Here is a 16,266-nt window from a genome sequence, read left to right as displayed (position 1 = left end):
GTATTTCGCATATGAAAGGAGAAGTTCCTTGTTTACAACTAAAAACACCTCACTTAAAGAAAGTGAGGTGTTTTTGAAATCACTTAATTTCTTATCCTGCCATTTTATTAATACTATCCTCTGGTGAAAATACGGAAATATGATCTACCTTACCAGTCGATTTTGGAATGACAAATTTTAATTCATACTGGTTATTTACTTTGTATACATATATTTTGTCTTCACCATTCTCTTTAACTGAAGATGGTTTTCCTAATGCTTTTTCAATTTCTTGTAATGTAATCGATTTCAGTTCTGCATGATATGAGCGTACATCAAAAACTTGTGACCCTTTATTAAATCCAAAAACAACATTTTTATTTGTAAAAGTTGCATATATTCCGTTCCCTGCTTGTTCGGTTTTATTCGCTTTCCCCCATGCTTTTTCTATTTCTTCAATATCCCCTGTATGGGCTCCAAATGGTACATTAGGTACTTTTCCTTCTTTTGCTAATTCAAACAAATCTTTAACGTGGTTAATCGATTTTTGATTAAATGTTCTATTTTTCGAATCTGGCTCAGTTGATGGTTTTGTTGTTTTTTCATTACTTGGTTTTGCTTCAGGATTTTTCTGTTCTTCTGAAGAATTGCTTTGTTCATTTTTATTATTTTCCAAGGTCGGATTTGTTTCCTTTTTTTCGTCTGTCCCTTTACATGCTGCTAGCGCAAACATGCATGCTAAAGCCAAAAATAACATGACTATTTTCAAATACCCTTTCATCATTTTACCCCCTATTGCATCTTATTCATTTCGATAACCAACCCATTACACTACTTTTCAAATTATGTTTGTTCCAAAAAGTCAGTGCTTCATTCTCTCCAAAGGCTTGTACAAAATATGTTACAAGAGCTGTTCCTAAAAAGTAACCAAGTCTGTTATATCCGAAATAACTACCTCCCGATAAACGGAACCATTCTTTCTCTTTTTCATCTGTCCATCCTTCAACATAATCTTGTAAAAAACGTTTCTTTATTTTCTCTTCATTTTTTTTATAATATTGTAGCCATGGATCCCCGTCACTATTATATGAATAGTAAACAGACTCATTTAAATCTTTAACGATTTTTTTTGATAAATAAGTTGCAACACCTTCACGATACAAACTTACCGACGCATCGGTCCACTCAGCCCTAGTCCAATCCATCCCATTATTTTGTAGCATAACATTATGATATATATGACCTATTTCGTGAGCAGCAATAACACGAAGATGATTCAAATCTGGAGATAATTTTTCTGCCGCAAAAAATATATCTCCAATGATTTCCCTTTCTACAAATGCATTTGAACCAAATCCACCAACGAATAAATGAAATTTCATATTTACATCAAAGTTATATTTATTACGATATTCATTTGTTACCTCTTGAATAATGATTGGTAATGATTCTGCAATAATACGAATATCTTCTATTTTTGCGGGATATTGTTTAATGGCATTTGAAAGACGTTCTTTCGTTTTAGGACAATGATACTTAAAGTATTCTTCAAATATCTCTGAATGTGAAGTAAAGTATCGATTAAGGACTTCTAATTCTAAATCGTCACTTTCCCATAATTTTAAAAAACTTGGAATTATATTGTTAATCACTGTATTCATCTCCTTATTTAAACCTTCTCTTCTCAATGATAATATCCTCTATCTATAACTTAAAACATGCTGTCACAACAGCTCCTTGAAACAGAAAAAAACCAGTAGGAAGTGATTACTCTTTTCCTACTGGTTGAAATGAAATTAAACGGTAAATCTTAGTTTCTTAAAAAATGTAGCGATAGCGCTTTTTACAGTTTCAAAATTATAAGCAAATGCATTATCTCCACTTAATGATGAAATACATGTTAAACCTGCAGCTTTAATAAAAGCTTTTACATCTACAAGCATAGAATTAACCTCCATGAATTTAATTATAATCATTATAACAGGTGTTTTACGATGCTAACATGAAAGTAATAAATAATCCTACTTAACAAATAAATTTCTATTATTAATTTATCCCGCTATTTGCCGGGCAGTAAGATCCCCACGTGGAAGCAAAGAAGTTAGATGGGGGTAAGGGCTGCCCGTAAAAGCCCGATTGGTAGGGCTAATAATCAGTGGGGATGAACCCCCCCACTGATTAAAGCTTCACTTTATTTAGCTCAAAGTACACCATTTCAATGTCATATAAAAAAGCTGCCCCAAAAGGACAGCTTTAAATATGTATATTACACTTCGATTGACTTACCGTCTTCAACAATATGATAAAGTAAGTGAGCTAAATGATGAATTGGACCATATTCTTCCTCTTCCTCATCTGTTTCACCTTGGTATTCCAGATCATTTAAGTATAGTGCTAAAAATTGATAGTATAGTTTTAAATCAAATCCATAACACGCAGTTGGTTCTTCATGATCTCCTTCATATTGTAACATTAAGTATTGATCATTTCCTTCTGCATCTTCTGCATCAAAGAATACGAAGAAGCCAACGTTTGTATCTAAATCAAATAAATGACGAGTACCTTTTTCAGTTGCTTTATTGAAGTCCTCTTCACTTAATTTATGTACTGTTGTCGCTTTTGCATTATCTTCTTGATGGAAATTTACTGTAAATGATTTCAATGCTGACACCTCCTGATTGTATAATACTAGCATAACATATAAAAAGGACTGCTTACAAATGTAAACAGTCCTGCTACATTCATTTCCGCATTGCTCGTAGTAAAAAACTCACAATGAAGATCAAAATAACCGCACCAATTAAAGCAGGAATGATTGCAAATCCGCCTATTACAGGACCGAAACTACCAAGTAATTTCGTACCAATCCAAGAACCGATAATACCAGCAATAATATTACCAATTACACCACCTGGTACATCCCTTCCAGTAATTAAGCTTGCAAACCATCCTAATAAACCACCAACGATTAAAGACCAAATCATATAATAACCTCCTTTATATTTAACCAATCAAAATATAATTAGAAACAATTGCTTACCATTAGTTATGTGACATTTTTCATAAGTTATTCATGCTGCTCAACTATAAGATTTTTGAGAATAATACACACCGATAAACTATTTTTCGAACTAACGATTTATCCGACTTGTTATTACACACATTAAGGACAATCTGGCTTCAATATTGTTCGCATAAACTCTTCTTTAAAAGCAGGATAGTTAAAACCAACAGCAATTCTCTGAATCGGCCGATCATCAAACCTTGTTGGTTCAGCTATTTTTCTAAAGTCAGCTACACTTTGGCCCCTAGTCACATCATTTGTCGTACTAATCCACACTGCCGATTTTTTATATTCGAAAATACTATCATTTATAAGCGAGACAAACGGTAGTAAATCGTGTATAGGACTTCCACCAATACCCGGATATTCTTTTTTATAAAAATTCTCATAATAAAAATCAATCATTGGTTTAATGAGTTTCGCCTGTCCAGTTCCTTGTTTATCTATTATATTGGCCATTTCAGGCGTAATAAGCGCACCCTGTGTTACATTTAACGGGTATATAGTAGCGTTTTTCGCATATTTCATAACAATATTTGCTGCAATTGGATCACCATAAAAATTCGCTTCAGATACTGGTGTAACATTACCTGGAAATAGGAAAGCGCCGCCCATTATATAATACGAACAAATACGATCCATTATATTTGGATACAATAAAAATAACGTAGCAAGCGTCGTTAGTCTTCCTGTCGCCACAATTATAATATCTTCTGGACAAGGTTCGATTAATTTGATTAATTCACAAAAATTTTCTCGTTTACAAATTCTCATCTCAGGTGGAATAATAGGACCTAAACCGTGATCCCCATGGATTTCAGGGAAAAACAAAGGTTCTTCAGCTGTCATCGGCCTACTCGCACCTTCAATAATTTTCACTTGTGTAGCATAGTACCTTTCTAAAAAATAAACATTTTCCGTAACGATATCTCGTGATACATTCCCGTACTCTGCAACAATACCTAGAATATCTAATTTACATGTTTTATTTGCATAAATTAACGCTACGGCGTCATCAATACCAAAGTCTCCAAAAAAGATGATTTTCTTATTAACTATTCTCACCTCTCTTCAGCATAATCTACTATTATTATTATGTGAAAAAGACAAGGCGGTGAAACAGCGCAAACTAAAAAAGCCGCCTATTTATTGGCGACTTCAATCTTTTTATAAGACAAATATGCTAGTACATTTTTACTTGAATCGTATTTCGGGTTATTTCCTTTTCTTGGCTCTCTCATATGTGTCTTTTCAAATCCAGGAATGTCCGGCATTTTCCCCATAAATTCAAGCATTTCTTCCTCAGTACCTTCAATGCGTACACGAATCATTATAACTATTCCTCAATTCTCAGTTTCTCTGTACTTAGTATATCGTACTTCAGAAAGACTGCAACACATTTATCTTTTTATTGTTTTACTTTTTTTACATATAAACATAGCCATTTCAGTATAGAACGAATCTACTTTATTATTTTTAAGTTGAATATTAAAATATTCTTTCATTTCGTTTGGTGCTTTCATCATACATTCTGTTAATTTTTCACGCTTTTGTACAGGGACATCCATCATATTACACCACCAGTCAAAATCAAACTTCTTATCAAAAGTAAGACATGACTGCATTTGCAAACCGTTTTTTTCTAATAAAGTAAGCCATTCTGTCTTTTTTAGAGCTCGTTCATGACTTGGGTCCCGCTTTTTTTCTATAAAATTATAAAATGTATCATATTCATTATTTTCTGGCGAAACATTATCTATTAAGATGAACAACCCATTATCCTCCAACGTACGATTTACTTCATAAATAAATTGAGCCGGATTCGTAAAATGATGGGCTGCAATCCGGCATGTAATTGTATCAAAAAAATGGTCTACAAATGGTAAATCCTCTGCGTTTCCTGCTACAAAAGACACATTTTCATGACCATTCTGCTTTATAAAACCTTTTGCTTTTTCTAACATCTGTTCTGTTAAATCAAGTGCAACTACTTCTTCAAACATAGGTGCTAACATATTCGCAACATGTCCGCCACCAGTAGCAACATCAAGAAGACGATTATTATGGCGAGATTCAACTTGTTGAACTACATGCTGTAAGTCCTGTCCTTTAGCATGTATTTTACTATTCACATACTTATCTGCATTTCTGCCAAACTGTTTTTTCACAAGTTCTTCTTTACTCATATTATCATCTTCTTTCTATTGTTATTTACATATACGATTCATATAATTATTACAATTCTCTTCATGTATTTTCAAATCCTCTTTTCATCTCACTTCTCATCACATTTACCTAGCATTAAAATAGCATAATTTTACGTTTTACTATTAAACAAAAAAGGCTACGGGAACTTGTCCCATAACCTGACTAAATATTTATTACATTTTTGTTTCTTCGTATATATCTATATAATATAAATCCTCTTTCAACTTCATAATAACATCTACTTCGTTATAAGTAGCCTCACGAGCATGTAAACCTAATTGATTCATGCCAATCCATATCCACCCAGGTGTATGATATAAAACATCTATGTTAAAATAATCTAATTTAGTAAGCTCCGATGTAATAAATTTATCTTTATTAGCGATTTGTTTATCTAGTAAACCATATTCTTTTCCATTTTCAAATAGTGATATAAATTTCCCTACAATCGGATGTTCACGAACGATAAAATGATATTCCTTTTCCTCTACATTTGCCACAATCAAACGAGAAACAGATAAATCAGCCCCCGAATTCGACATATTTGTTTATTCACCTCCTTATATAGGTTTCTTCGATATAATAACAAATGAATATTCAAATTAAATTAATATAATGTAAAAAATAAAAAAGCTGACTTCCCTATAGAAATCAGCCTTTACAATTTGATCAACTTTATACTTTTACAAATCATTATAATGTTTCTTTTTCCTCATCATTTCCGGAAACTAAACTTCCTATAGCATCTGCTGTTACTTCCACTACAAATTCACAAATACCTGCTACAACTTCTCCAATTACTTCATCCATCTTTTTACCCCCTTATTTTATGTAACTTATTTGTAGTATAAAAGAAATTGATGAATGTAAACTATCGAAAAAGGTGACATAAACCTTACAGAATTGTAAGCTCTTTCATCCCTTTACCTCCCCCCTTTGAAACTCCAAGTATTTTTAGAAGACATATAGGCCATCATAATATGAAGCAAGTAATAATCAAGTATAAGGAGGCGTTTAATATGTATTACGTAAAATTAATTAAAGGTCAATCATTCTACGCTTTTGATCATCGTTTCTTAGTGTCTGAAGAAGAAAAGGTTTCAGAGAAAATTTATAATTACTTACGACGCAATGAATTTTTTGAAGTACGTAAAGAAGAATATTCTGCTTAATTACAAAAAGCATTAAGAAAAACATCATCTTATTGTGATATATTCTTGATGCTTTTATGTAAATTACTTCTTTTCAACAATTGTTGTGTACTCTATTAAAATATTCTAGTATTTGTCCAAGCTAATTCATCACTGCTTTCATATTTTAGTATATGAGGAGGTGACGAACATGACTCATATCATTGATTACCAAGCTACTCAACCTATTAGTAAAACTGGTGAAACAACTTTTGCAATTCCAGCTTCTCCAGATAAAGCAATTCTTGCACAAATTAAATTAAAAATTTCAAGAAGAGACGCACGTAATAATCGTGTGGAATTAATTGCTACAGTTGGAGTTGAAGGTATAACTGAGATTTCACAAGTTTTATTCCGAATTTTCCGTGATAACGTTGAAATTTTCAATGCACAAGTAGGTATTGAATCAACAGACTCTGAACAATTCTACGCTCAAACATTTCAAGCTATAGATCAAGATTTAAACTGCGGCACTCATGTATATTCATTAACTGTAGAAAACCTTACTAGTGGTGCAAGTGCAGAAGTTGTTGGTCCTCTATCTTTTAGCGCTTTAGCTATTGGACAAGAGCGTAAATGTTGCTAAGTGAAATTAATGTTTAATTTTGTACTTGAGAAAAGCAAGACGTAGTTATACGTTCTTGCTTTTTTATATTTATCCTTACTTTCTATTAGCTTTAATCATAATTTTTTGCATTTTGATTCACTTATTTCATCAATTAATACATTAAATTTTTGACAAATCAAAAAGATTGAAATCCAATTATGAAACACGTAATATAGACTCTGACTCTAAAAAAGTTCGTATAAAAATACTACATAAATAAGGAGGTTTTATATACGAGTTTTTCATTTTAAAAGACGGAGAGGTTTTATGTTATGTGGCGTAATAAAAACGTTTGGATTGTTTTAATTGGGGAGTTTATTGCAGGTCTAGGATTATGGCTTGGTATTCTTGGCAACCTTGAATTTATGCAAAAATATGTCCCTTCTGATTTCATGAAATCAGTTATATTATTTATCGGACTATTAGCCGGTGTTCTAGTTGGACCTATGGCTGGCCGTGTCATCGATCAGTATGAAAAGAAAAAAGTTCTTCTTTACGCTGGGTTTGGTCGAGTTTTAAGTGTTATTTTCATGTTTTTCGCTATTCAATTTGAAAGTATCGCATTTATGATTGCATTTATGGTTGCTCTTCAAATTTCAGCAGCATTTTATTTCCCTGCATTACAATCTGTAATTCCACTCATCGTACGTGAGCATGAGTTATTACAAATGAACGGTGTACATATGAATGTTGGTACAATTGCTCGTATTGCAGGTACTTCACTTGGTGGAATTCTTTTAGTTGTGATGAGTTTACAGTACATGTATGCCTTCTCAATGGCAGCATACGCCTTATTATTCCTCTCGACTTTCTTCCTACAATTTGAAGACAAGAAATCAACAGCACCAAGTAAACAAGCTGCAAAAGATAATAGCTTTATGGAAGTATTTCGTATTTTAAAAGGAATTCCCATTGCTTTTACAGCACTTATATTAAGTATCATCCCTCTATTATTTATAGCGGGGTTTAATTTAATGGTTATTAACATTAGCGAAATGCAACATGATCCTACAATTAAAGGGTTCATATATACAATTGAAGGTGTCGCATTTATGTTAGGTGCCTTCGTAATTAAACGTCTATCTGATCATTTCAAGCCTGAAAAATTACTATATTTCTTCGCAGTTTGTACTGCTTTTGCACACCTATCATTGTTCTTTAGCGATATAAAATGGATGGCTCTTACATCATTTGGTTTGTTTGGGTTTAGTGTTGGCTGCTTCTTCCCTATTATGTCGACGATTTTCCAAACGAAAGTTGAAAAAAGTTATCACGGTCGCCTCTTCTCATTCCGTAATATGTTTGAGAGGGTTATGTTCCAAATCGTCTTACTTGGCACAGGGTTCTTCTTAGATACAATTGGGTTACAATATATGGTTCTCATCTTCGGAGTCGTTTCATTATTGATTATTTCTATTTCCCTTTCTAAGCAGAAAGATTATGAAAAACAGCATTCGCAATCTGCGAATTTATAAAATAAACAAAGAAGTATGGATATAATATTGAATCCATACTTCTTTGTTTTATAATACGCCTATTTATTACGTTTATTGAAATTACCTAAAGGAGTATCCCCCTTTTATTTCGAATAGATTATAAAAAGTACTCTTCATAAAAGGAGTGGTAAAGTGTCTGATGGCATCGAAGTATTTATTGTCCTGCTCTTTGCAATTGCTCTGTTTAGCATCCTAAACTTTTTAGCCATTTCCTTATCTGGACATAGTTTAAAAAAAAGAATCGTGGCAGGTTTCATATTTTTACTACTGACTCCCATTATCTTTTTGACTATCACAACATTTGCTTCTATATTCGATAAAGCAGGATTTGGTGCAGGTACTTTAGCCTTTATGATTGCAAGCGTATATATATTAAATGGAATAGTGATCCTGCTTTCCTCTTTATTTATCCTTAAAAAAGACATAACGTAGGCTATAGTACTAGCATGAATCTGACTTTACACTAGATTCATGCTTATTTAATTTCTCCTAAATTTTTATATGAAATTAAATAATTCTTTAAAAAAATTTAAACTTTATTTATTATAATATCCCTATCGTATTCGAACGTTTATTCAAATTTAAAAGAAAGGAGCACAAAATGAAAAAGGTTCTACTTACAATTCCTATACTAATCATCCTACTTAGTGGATGCAGCAATAACGATATATACGGTTCTTGGGAAGTCGTTGACAATAAAAATGGTGAATGCCCTGTATATTATAAATTTGAAACAGTTGTCAAAAAAGAAAATAAAGAGGAAATTGTGCAAAATTTAGTAGAAATGCAAACAACAAAGAATAAAAACGATTTATATAAAGGCTCATTTGTCAAAAATTCTAATGTATATCACATTGATTATGGTAATTCATTTACATCAGAGCAAACTTTAAAAGTTGCCGACGATACATTAAATGTATACTTTTTGACAGCTGAAAAATTATGCACGTATAAAAAGAAATGATTACATTTCAGAGGAAACGCAGAAAATATTTTCTGCGTTATTTCACTTTAGAAATCTTCCACAAATACTTAATAAAAACTATAAAATAACTTAAGTTATATAAAATGAATCATATAATAGATATTTCAATTAACACGTCTACGCTATTTACATCGATACTTTTTCAAAACAGGCTAATCCTTCCTCTAAATTTGTCAATCGTTTTAATTTTCATAAAAAAATGATAAAATGTAAACATGTGTTTTCAGAATAATTAAAAACGCAGAATGAAAGCACTGTTTTTAGGAGGGGTTTTGATGACTTACACGTTAGCAACTAGAATGAAAGCATTCCAATCTTCTATATTTAGTGAATTAGGGGCCTATAAAAAAGAAAAAATTGCAGCAGGTCATAACATGATTGATTTAAGTATCGGAAATCCTGATATGCCGCCCGCTGATTTTGTAAGAGAAGCAATGGTACATACAGCGAGTGAAAAAGAGAGCTACGGATATACATTATCAGGTATTCAAGAATTTCACGAAGCTGTAACTGAATATTACAATAACACTCATAACGTTTTATTAAATGCGGATAAAGAAGTTTTATTATTAATGGGTTCACAAGACGGGCTCGTTCATTTACCTATGGTTTATGCAAATCCAGGTGATATTATATTAGTTCCTGATCCAGGATATACAGCTTATGAAACAGGTATTCAAATGGCTAGTGCAACATCTTACTACATGCCTTTAAAGAAAGAGAATGATTTCTTACCAGACTTAGAAGTCATCCCTGAAAAAATTGCCGATCAAGCGAAGATGATGATTTTAAACTTCCCAGGGAATCCCGTTCCAGCAATGGCCCATGAAGATTTCTTTAAAGAAGTAATCGCATTCGCGAAAAAGCATAATATTATCGTTGTCCATGATTTTGCTTATGCTGAATTTTATTTCGATGGTAATAAGCCAATTAGCTTTCTCTCTGTACATGGTGCTAAAGAAGTTGGCGTAGAAATCAATTCTTTGTCAAAAAGTTATAGTTTAGCTGGTAGCCGTATTGGATATATGATTGGAAACGAAGAAATTGTTCGTGCACTTACTCAATTTAAATCCAATACCGACTACGGTGTATTTTTACCAATTCAAAAAGCGGCATCTGCAGCACTAAGAAATGGCGCTGCATTTTGTGAGAAAAACCGCGATATTTATCAAGAACGGAGAGATACTTTAGTCGATGGATTCCGAACATTTGGCTGGAATGTCGATAAGCCAGCTGGTAGTATGTTTGTCTGGGCTGAAATTCCACAAGGATGGACTTCTCTAGACTTCGCTTATGCATTAATGGATCGTGCGAATGTCGTTGTTACACCAGGTCACGCATTTGGACCTCACGGAGAAGGCTTCGTACGTATTGCACTCGTTCAAGATAAAGAAGTGTTGCAACATGTTGTTGAAAACATTAGAAATAGCGGCATTTTCGTCCTTGAAAAAGTAAATGAATTAGTTAAAAATTAGTTCCCACTCCCCTGCTTAACTTTAGCAGGGGTATTATTAATTGGAGGTACTTTCATATGCATATTAAAGACACACTTCCCCATCGTTATCCATTTTTAATGATTGATAAAGTAACAAATGTAAAACAAGATGAATTCGTTACAGGATATAAATTCATTACAAATAACGAATGGTTTATAAATGATAGTCACAAACATATGCCTCATATGTTAATTGTAGAAGCACTTGCTCAGCTTAGTGCATTTGTACATACAAGTGATTCTGAAGGACTAGGATTCCTCTCCTCTTTAGATGGAGTTGAATTCCATGGAAAAGCATATCCCGGTGATAAACTTGATTTACATTATGAGCTAACGCGCAATCGCCGAGGTTTTGTTCTTGGTAAAGGTATTGCAACTGTAAACGACCAGCCTATTGTAACTATAGAAAAACTATTAATATATCAAGCAGATTAAAGTGTTCCTTATATCAGTTGGAAATATCTATTCTCAACCAATTAAATAAATAGGAAAACATATTACGTAGTTAGGAGCAGGAAAATGGAACGTACTATCGGTATCGATGCTGGAGGCACATTAACGAAAATAGCTTATTTTAACGAAAAAAAGCTACTAACTTTTAAAAAATTTTATTCTCATGAACAACATAAAATAATAGATTGGATTAAAAACAACAATGGCATAAAACAAATATGTATTACGGGTGGTAAATCGAAATTATTACAGCAACTGCTTACAGGTTCATATAAAATAATAGAGCTAAACGAATTTGAATCTACTCTTGCAGGTGTCCAATACATATTAAAAGAAGAAAAACATACTATAAACAATTTTATTTTAACCAATATCGGTACAGGTACTTCTATCCATTACGTTTATAATGAACAATATATTCGCGCTGGTGGAACCGGAGTTGGCGGTGGGACTATTATGGGACTTTCAAAATTGTTAACAAATATAGATCATTTTGAAGATGTAATCCCTCTAACAAAAGTAGGCTCTAGAAAAGAACTAGATATTACGGTTGGAGATATTTATGGTGGTATTCTTTCCCCTATCGATAATAACTTAACTGCTAGTAACTTCGGGAAAGCAGCTATTACAGAATCAAATAATAGTAGCTCCGATATACTAGCTACTGTACAAGGACTTGTCGGTGAAGTCGTTACTGCATTAAGCCTTCAATTCGCTGAAACAAAAAACATTGAACATATTATTTATATTGGTTCGACTTTATGTAATAACGTACAACTTCAACATATTATTAGTAGCTACACCGAATATCAAAATAAAACACCAATCTTTTTACAAGATGGTGGTAATAGCGGTGCAATTGGTGCATTACTTCATGCTACGAAATAAAAAGCTGACTTTTGTCAGCTTTTTAGAAATGGCACTTCAAATTCAATAATTGATTCCCCGTTCTCTCCAATTCGCTCCACGCTTATTCTATCAATCACACAATTTAACTTCCCATGAAAACTAGGAATCTCCTTCACTACTTCAGCAGCTAACACGGCACTTTCTTTTCTTCCGACTGTTACATGCGAGATGTACGGAATGTCTTCTTCCAAAAATTGTAATAAAGGTCCTGTATATAGAATATTATGTAGTTCCTCTATTTGTTCTTTTCCCCTTTCAACTCGTAAAAACAAATATTCTCTTTCACTAGTAATTTGATTCTTAAATTCAATTTCTATATTCTGTATCGGTTTTGATACATTTATAATATGTAATTTCAGCTCATCATTTGAAATCGAACTTTCAAATGGGAATACAATTGTAATATGCGGTGGAATTAATCCAAATAAAGGATCATGTTTTTGCCTAATGTTCTCGATTTCGCTAATGAACATGTTGTTTAGAAAAAGTAAAATTGTACGCATTTTGATACTTCCCACTTTCTCGCGTAGTTTTTATATTTATCATATTGAATAGTAACTTGCACTTCAACAAATTATTTCGCTTACACATAAAAACAAAAAACTTCTCAAATAAGAAGTTTTCATATAGCATGATTATTATTTTCCCGCCAAACTATTCTAAACTTTATATAACAAGCAATTCTCCATGGAATAATATACGAGACAGCAACAACGTAAAATAATAAACCAATCGTTTGTTGATCTAAATCAACGATAAATTGTCTTGAACCATATCTTAAAACAACAAGCGCAATAAAAGTAATTAAAAAAGCTGCACTTTTTTTCGTATAAATATTCCCATCATCTCTTCGCTCATAATTTGTTAATACTATAAGCGGCACAGCAAAAAGCACACCAATAAATACCGCTATAATTACTTGTAATATAGCTGGATGTACGGGACCTAAAAACCACACTATACCTGGTGTTAAAAATAGTAATGGCCATAAAATACGTTTTCCCGATCCCTTTATTGGCTTATGCATGGAGCGATAACGACGCCAAAATATTAGTAGTGCAATGCATAAAAAGACGGTTATTAGTGAGGACGTGTCTCCCATATATTTTCCTTCTCCCTAAAAGAATAATCTATCACTATTTTAAACTGTTCGTTCAAATGATACTTTACGAATAAATATACTACTAGTTATGATATAAAGAATTGTTAATCCAATTGAAATAACAATAAAATAAGGGATATCTATTAAAGATACATCATTTGTAAATAACAATCCTTTTATCCCTACTTCTCCATACAGCACACTATTTGTTGAAAGGAAAAGCGACCCACCAATCATGAGACCAATCCATTGAAATCTTTGCTTAAAAATTACTACTACTTGAAAGAAACATGCTATCGTAACATAAAATAAAAATTGTAAAATAAACTGTTGTATTAATTGCTCTCCAAAGTTAACATTTACTAAGTTATATTTTATATCTTGTAAAAACAGTATTTGAAGGAATGAAAACAATGCGGATTGCAACACAATATAACAAATCGCTCCGATAAAATATTGTATTCTCGTTATACCAAATGAAACTGCTAAACGAAATAAATCATCTTGAACAATGAAAACACTCCCTACTATAAAAATCATAATTGCAATTGAAGGATTATTGATAATTTCGGGTAAATAACCAACTTTCGCTTCATTTAAATGAGCAGCATATAAAGCTCCTTTTATTAATAAAGCTAAAATCCAAAATATTAAAATTGCTTTATAATGAAAATTTATATGTAACCTCAATTGTTTCATTAACATCGTCATTCCACTTCACCACCAGTCATGTGAATAAATAGTTTTTGTAATGTAATTCTATCAATTACTAAACCTTCTTTTTCAAGAGAGTAACAATCTTCATTAGAAAGCTCTTCCCATATAACAGCAATACCTTTATTCCCATAAATTTCTTTATTTATAACTTTTTTATTAATCAAGAACTCCTCCACTTTACCTTTTTGCCCTGAAATAATATGACCTTGTTGCAATAAATCTTCCACTGTTGATTGAACAACAAGTGCACCTTCTTTTATGATAATTACTTCTTCAATAACATGGGTTACTTCTTCTACCAGATGTGTTGATAATATAATTGTTCTGGGATACTCCCCGTAATCTTCTAGTAGTAAACTATAAAATAACTCACGATGTGCTGCGTCTAATCCTGTAGTTGGTTCATCAAAAATAGTAATTGTCGCTCTGCTTGCTAACCCTTTAATAATTCCTACAACTGTTTGCATGCCATGAGATAGTTTATGGTATTTCTCTGTTATATTAAGCTGAAATTTACCCGCCAGTTCTTCTGCAAACTTCTGATCCCAATTTTTATAAAACATGTTACATATCTTAAAAATTTCTTTTACTCTATAACTTAAATGAGACTCTTCTTTTACTCTAACGAAACAAATATTTTGCATTGCTTTACTATTTTCAAATACATTTTCACCAAATACAGTTACGCTTCCACTACTTGAAGTAATTTGTCCTGCTAGTAAATTTAATAAAGTCGTTTTCCCTGCTCCGTTCCTTCCAAGCAAACCATATATTTTATGCTCTTCCAATGAAATCGTTACTTCATTTACAGCTATTTTCTTTTTATATTTTTTCGTTACATCTTTCGTTTCAAGTGCAATCATTCCTCTTTCCCCTCCTTCGTAATCTTTTGAATCATATCCATCAATTCATCTTTTGATATTTCTAGTACTTTCGCTTCTTCCCACACTTTAGGTAAATATTCAGTCATAAAATTATTTTGTCTTTTTTTAAGTACAACTTCTTTTGCTCCTTTTGCAACAAACATCCCGATCCCTCTCTTTTTATATAAAATCCCCTCATCCACTAATACATTCACCCCTTTAGCTGCAGTAGCCGGATTTATTTGTAACATCTTCGCAAATTGATTTGTCGATGGAACTTGTTCTTCTTCAAGCAATATGTCTTTTAAAATATCAGATTCAATCGTTTCTGCAATTTGTATGTATATTAATTTATTTTGTTCTAGAGTCGGCTTCACATTTTCACCACCTTAGGTTCATAGGTTCATTACTTATGTAATTAACCATATCACATAGAATTATTTTTTTCCATAAATTTCTTTTACAAAAAAAGAGAGTCATTCAATTAAGAATGTCTCTCTTTCTAAAAATTCGAAGTTTCAACTCTTGTTCTCAAATTCTTTTCATTTATACCATTTTGACAAAAATTAAACTGTTGTCCCTCAATACATTTTGTACGATCTACTACTTGCCCTAAATGATAGCTTGTATGCTCAACTAAATGTAATAGACTTTGAAGATCAATATGCCTTTTTTCTTCCCAGACCTGTATATATGCTTTGCCCCACTCATCAAATATTTCTTCAACAGTTTTTAACAAAGCTTCAGAGCTTATTTGTTTCACTGGAAAATATTCTTCAATTCCATTTTCAAAAACTATATTTGGATCCTTATAACGCCTTGTATTTCTCTATAAATGTTCACAAATATGTAGTACGATTCCACCAATTGAATTAACAGAGGTCTCTTGTTTCCACAAATCTTCTTCACTAACGAGCCTAATTGCCTGTACTAATTTAGGTAAATAATGATCCTGCATTCTATGATAAGAAATTTTGTATACTAACTCCATCTTCTCCCCTCCATTATTTCAACTGGCTCACTGGATATTTAGCAAATAAAGATTTCCGAAAATCTTTATCTTCCACAAGCATTTTAATTTTTTCTTCATTGCCGTTAAAAAACTTTATAACTTTATTTTTATCCCATATATCTTTTTCTTTGTATAAATGCTAGTTTAAATGTACACATTAACACTTGAATAATCATGTACATTTTC

The 16,266-nt window shown here is 32.1% G+C and carries 22 protein-coding genes and 2 pseudogenes; 8 read left to right on the top strand and 16 right to left on the bottom strand.

Annotation, left to right across the window (positions count from 1 at the left end):
* Window positions 1-91 precede the first annotated feature (91 nt).
* From ACODS7_RS07195 to ACODS7_RS07155, 9 genes are all read right to left on the bottom strand, one after another.
* Window positions 92-763 carry a YjgB family protein gene (locus ACODS7_RS07195; protein ID WP_042968965.1) on the bottom strand — a complete coding sequence of 224 codons (672 nt, stop codon included), beginning with the start codon at window positions 761-763 and terminating at the stop codon, window positions 92-94.
* 22 nt (window positions 764-785) lie between these two features.
* Window positions 786-1,640: an aminopeptidase gene (locus ACODS7_RS07190; RefSeq protein ID WP_043938085.1), complete on the bottom strand. Its 855-nt coding sequence runs from the start codon at window positions 1,638-1,640 to the stop codon at window positions 786-788.
* Window positions 1,641-1,775: 135 nt separating this feature from the next.
* Complete coding sequence (locus ACODS7_RS07185; RefSeq protein ID WP_029442588.1) at window positions 1,776-1,922, bottom strand: hypothetical protein; 147 nt, start codon at window positions 1,920-1,922, stop codon at window positions 1,776-1,778.
* A gap of 323 nt (window positions 1,923-2,245) precedes the next feature.
* A complete protein-coding gene (locus ACODS7_RS07180) occupies window positions 2,246-2,641 on the bottom strand; it encodes a hypothetical protein (RefSeq protein ID WP_000834885.1) in 396 nt (131 codons plus the stop codon).
* Window positions 2,642-2,720: 79 nt separating this feature from the next.
* Entirely contained in the window at window positions 2,721-2,963 is a 243-nt protein-coding gene (locus tag ACODS7_RS07175) for a GlsB/YeaQ/YmgE family stress response membrane protein (RefSeq protein ID WP_000638310.1), read from the bottom strand.
* A 179-nt stretch (window positions 2,964-3,142) separates the two neighbouring features.
* The gene (locus ACODS7_RS07170) at window positions 3,143-4,108 is read right to left on the bottom strand and encodes a nucleoside hydrolase (protein ID WP_043938024.1); all 966 of its coding nucleotides are present in this window, start codon (window positions 4,106-4,108) and stop codon (window positions 3,143-3,145) included.
* 77 nt (window positions 4,109-4,185) lie between these two features.
* Window positions 4,186-4,374 (bottom strand): DUF3970 family protein, encoded by a 189-nt coding sequence (locus tag ACODS7_RS07165; protein ID WP_000621885.1) that lies wholly within the window; start codon window positions 4,372-4,374, stop codon window positions 4,186-4,188.
* 69 nt (window positions 4,375-4,443) lie between these two features.
* Window positions 4,444-5,229 carry a class I SAM-dependent methyltransferase gene (locus tag ACODS7_RS07160; RefSeq protein ID WP_016081223.1) on the bottom strand — a complete coding sequence of 262 codons (786 nt, stop codon included), beginning with the start codon at window positions 5,227-5,229 and terminating at the stop codon, window positions 4,444-4,446.
* Between the two features lie 195 nt (window positions 5,230-5,424).
* On the bottom strand, window positions 5,425-5,793 hold the full coding sequence (locus tag ACODS7_RS07155) for a hypothetical protein (RefSeq protein ID WP_029442590.1): 369 nt from the start codon (window positions 5,791-5,793) through the stop codon (window positions 5,425-5,427).
* A gap of 477 nt (window positions 5,794-6,270) precedes the next feature.
* On the opposite strand from ACODS7_RS07155, the gene ACODS7_RS07150 reads away from it, so the two are divergent.
* The 8 genes from ACODS7_RS07150 (at window position 6,271) to coaW (ending at window position 12,365) form a co-directional block, all read left to right on the top strand.
* Window positions 6,271-6,423 (top strand): YqbF domain-containing protein, encoded by a 153-nt coding sequence (locus ACODS7_RS07150; protein WP_000291907.1) that lies wholly within the window; start codon window positions 6,271-6,273, stop codon window positions 6,421-6,423.
* Between the two features lie 169 nt (window positions 6,424-6,592).
* Window positions 6,593-7,027: an exosporium protein ExsC gene (gene exsC / locus ACODS7_RS07145; protein WP_016081220.1), complete on the top strand. Its 435-nt coding sequence runs from the start codon at window positions 6,593-6,595 to the stop codon at window positions 7,025-7,027.
* A gap of 293 nt (window positions 7,028-7,320) precedes the next feature.
* Complete coding sequence (locus tag ACODS7_RS07140; protein WP_043938026.1) at window positions 7,321-8,523, top strand: MFS transporter; 1,203 nt, start codon at window positions 7,321-7,323, stop codon at window positions 8,521-8,523.
* Between the two features lie 153 nt (window positions 8,524-8,676).
* On the top strand, window positions 8,677-8,976 hold the full coding sequence (locus tag ACODS7_RS07135; RefSeq protein ID WP_043938028.1) for a hypothetical protein: 300 nt from the start codon (window positions 8,677-8,679) through the stop codon (window positions 8,974-8,976).
* A gap of 169 nt (window positions 8,977-9,145) precedes the next feature.
* On the top strand, window positions 9,146-9,508 hold the full coding sequence (locus ACODS7_RS07130) for a hypothetical protein (RefSeq protein WP_043938030.1): 363 nt from the start codon (window positions 9,146-9,148) through the stop codon (window positions 9,506-9,508).
* Between the two features lie 296 nt (window positions 9,509-9,804).
* Window positions 9,805-11,004 carry an LL-diaminopimelate aminotransferase gene (locus tag ACODS7_RS07125; protein WP_243168316.1) on the top strand — a complete coding sequence of 400 codons (1,200 nt, stop codon included), beginning with the start codon at window positions 9,805-9,807 and terminating at the stop codon, window positions 11,002-11,004.
* A gap of 56 nt (window positions 11,005-11,060) precedes the next feature.
* Window positions 11,061-11,459, top strand: coding sequence for a 3-hydroxyacyl-ACP dehydratase FabZ family protein (locus tag ACODS7_RS07120; protein WP_029442594.1), 399 nt, complete (start codon window positions 11,061-11,063; stop codon window positions 11,457-11,459).
* Between the two features lie 84 nt (window positions 11,460-11,543).
* Window positions 11,544-12,365 carry a type II pantothenate kinase gene (coaW, locus tag ACODS7_RS07115; protein WP_043938034.1) on the top strand — a complete coding sequence of 274 codons (822 nt, stop codon included), beginning with the start codon at window positions 11,544-11,546 and terminating at the stop codon, window positions 12,363-12,365.
* Between the two features lie 14 nt (window positions 12,366-12,379).
* On the opposite strand, the gene ACODS7_RS07110 is transcribed toward coaW, so the two are convergent.
* The 7 genes and pseudogenes from ACODS7_RS07110 to ACODS7_RS07080 form a co-directional block, all read right to left on the bottom strand.
* Entirely contained in the window at window positions 12,380-12,889 is a 510-nt protein-coding gene (locus tag ACODS7_RS07110) for a 2'-5' RNA ligase family protein (protein WP_243168317.1), read from the bottom strand.
* A 119-nt stretch (window positions 12,890-13,008) separates the two neighbouring features.
* Window positions 13,009-13,488, bottom strand: a complete 480-nt coding sequence (locus ACODS7_RS07105) for a CcdC family protein (RefSeq protein WP_243168318.1) — start codon at window positions 13,486-13,488, stop codon at window positions 13,009-13,011.
* A 39-nt stretch (window positions 13,489-13,527) separates the two neighbouring features.
* Complete coding sequence (locus tag ACODS7_RS07100; protein WP_243168319.1) at window positions 13,528-14,199, bottom strand: DUF4052 domain-containing protein; 672 nt, start codon at window positions 14,197-14,199, stop codon at window positions 13,528-13,530.
* Complete coding sequence (locus ACODS7_RS07095) at window positions 14,196-15,068, bottom strand: ABC transporter ATP-binding protein (RefSeq protein ID WP_029442598.1); 873 nt, start codon at window positions 15,066-15,068, stop codon at window positions 14,196-14,198. Before ACODS7_RS07095 ends, ACODS7_RS07100 begins: the two co-directional genes overlap by 4 nt.
* Window positions 15,065-15,445, bottom strand: coding sequence for a GntR family transcriptional regulator (locus tag ACODS7_RS07090; RefSeq protein ID WP_050843999.1), 381 nt, complete (start codon window positions 15,443-15,445; stop codon window positions 15,065-15,067). The genes ACODS7_RS07095 and ACODS7_RS07090 overlap by 4 nt, the downstream gene beginning before the upstream one ends.
* A 125-nt stretch (window positions 15,446-15,570) precedes the next feature.
* A pseudogene (locus tag ACODS7_RS07085) lies at window positions 15,571-16,059 on the bottom strand (DinB family protein).
* A gap of 13 nt (window positions 16,060-16,072) precedes the next feature.
* A pseudogene (locus ACODS7_RS07080) lies at window positions 16,073-16,210 on the bottom strand (DUF4825 domain-containing protein); the annotation flags it as partial.
* Window positions 16,211-16,266 lie beyond the last annotated feature (56 nt).

The organism is Bacillus sp. FG16, from assembly GCF_057809515.1.
Note: the sequence above shows the minus strand (reverse complement) of the source record. Positions and strands in the feature narration are given on the sequence as shown.

Excerpts from the sequence above, each read along its gene's own strand:
- ACODS7_RS07195 (WP_042968965.1), bottom strand. The coding sequence starts at position 763 with ATGATGAAAGGGTATTTGAAAATAGTCATGTTATTTTTGGCTTTAGCA.
- ACODS7_RS07190 (WP_043938085.1), bottom strand. The coding sequence starts at position 1,640 with ATGAATACAGTGATTAACAATATAATTCCAAGTTTTTTAAAATTATGG.
- ACODS7_RS07185 (WP_029442588.1), bottom strand. The coding sequence starts at position 1,922 with ATGCTTGTAGATGTAAAAGCTTTTATTAAAGCTGCAGGTTTAACATGT.
- ACODS7_RS07175 (WP_000638310.1), bottom strand. The coding sequence starts at position 2,963 with ATGATTTGGTCTTTAATCGTTGGTGGTTTATTAGGATGGTTTGCAAGC.
- ACODS7_RS07165 (WP_000621885.1), bottom strand. The coding sequence starts at position 4,374 with ATGATTCGTGTACGCATTGAAGGTACTGAGGAAGAAATGCTTGAATTT.
- ACODS7_RS07160 (WP_016081223.1), bottom strand. The coding sequence starts at position 5,229 with ATGAGTAAAGAAGAACTTGTGAAAAAACAGTTTGGCAGAAATGCAGAT.
- ACODS7_RS07155 (WP_029442590.1), bottom strand. The coding sequence starts at position 5,793 with ATGTCGAATTCGGGGGCTGATTTATCTGTTTCTCGTTTGATTGTGGCA.
- ACODS7_RS07150 (WP_000291907.1), top strand. The coding sequence starts at position 6,271 with ATGTATTACGTAAAATTAATTAAAGGTCAATCATTCTACGCTTTTGAT.
- exsC (WP_016081220.1), top strand. The coding sequence starts at position 6,593 with ATGACTCATATCATTGATTACCAAGCTACTCAACCTATTAGTAAAACT.
- ACODS7_RS07140 (WP_043938026.1), top strand. The coding sequence starts at position 7,321 with ATGTGGCGTAATAAAAACGTTTGGATTGTTTTAATTGGGGAGTTTATT.
- ACODS7_RS07130 (WP_043938030.1), top strand. The coding sequence starts at position 9,146 with ATGAAAAAGGTTCTACTTACAATTCCTATACTAATCATCCTACTTAGT.
- ACODS7_RS07125 (WP_243168316.1), top strand. The coding sequence starts at position 9,805 with ATGACTTACACGTTAGCAACTAGAATGAAAGCATTCCAATCTTCTATA.
- ACODS7_RS07120 (WP_029442594.1), top strand. The coding sequence starts at position 11,061 with ATGCATATTAAAGACACACTTCCCCATCGTTATCCATTTTTAATGATT.
- coaW (WP_043938034.1), top strand. The coding sequence starts at position 11,544 with ATGGAACGTACTATCGGTATCGATGCTGGAGGCACATTAACGAAAATA.
- ACODS7_RS07110 (WP_243168317.1), bottom strand. The coding sequence starts at position 12,889 with ATGCGTACAATTTTACTTTTTCTAAACAACATGTTCATTAGCGAAATC.
- ACODS7_RS07105 (WP_243168318.1), bottom strand. The coding sequence starts at position 13,488 with ATGGGAGACACGTCCTCACTAATAACCGTCTTTTTATGCATTGCACTA.
- ACODS7_RS07100 (WP_243168319.1), bottom strand. The coding sequence starts at position 14,199 with ATGACGATGTTAATGAAACAATTGAGGTTACATATAAATTTTCATTAT.
- ACODS7_RS07095 (WP_029442598.1), bottom strand. The coding sequence starts at position 15,068 with ATGATTGCACTTGAAACGAAAGATGTAACGAAAAAATATAAAAAGAAA.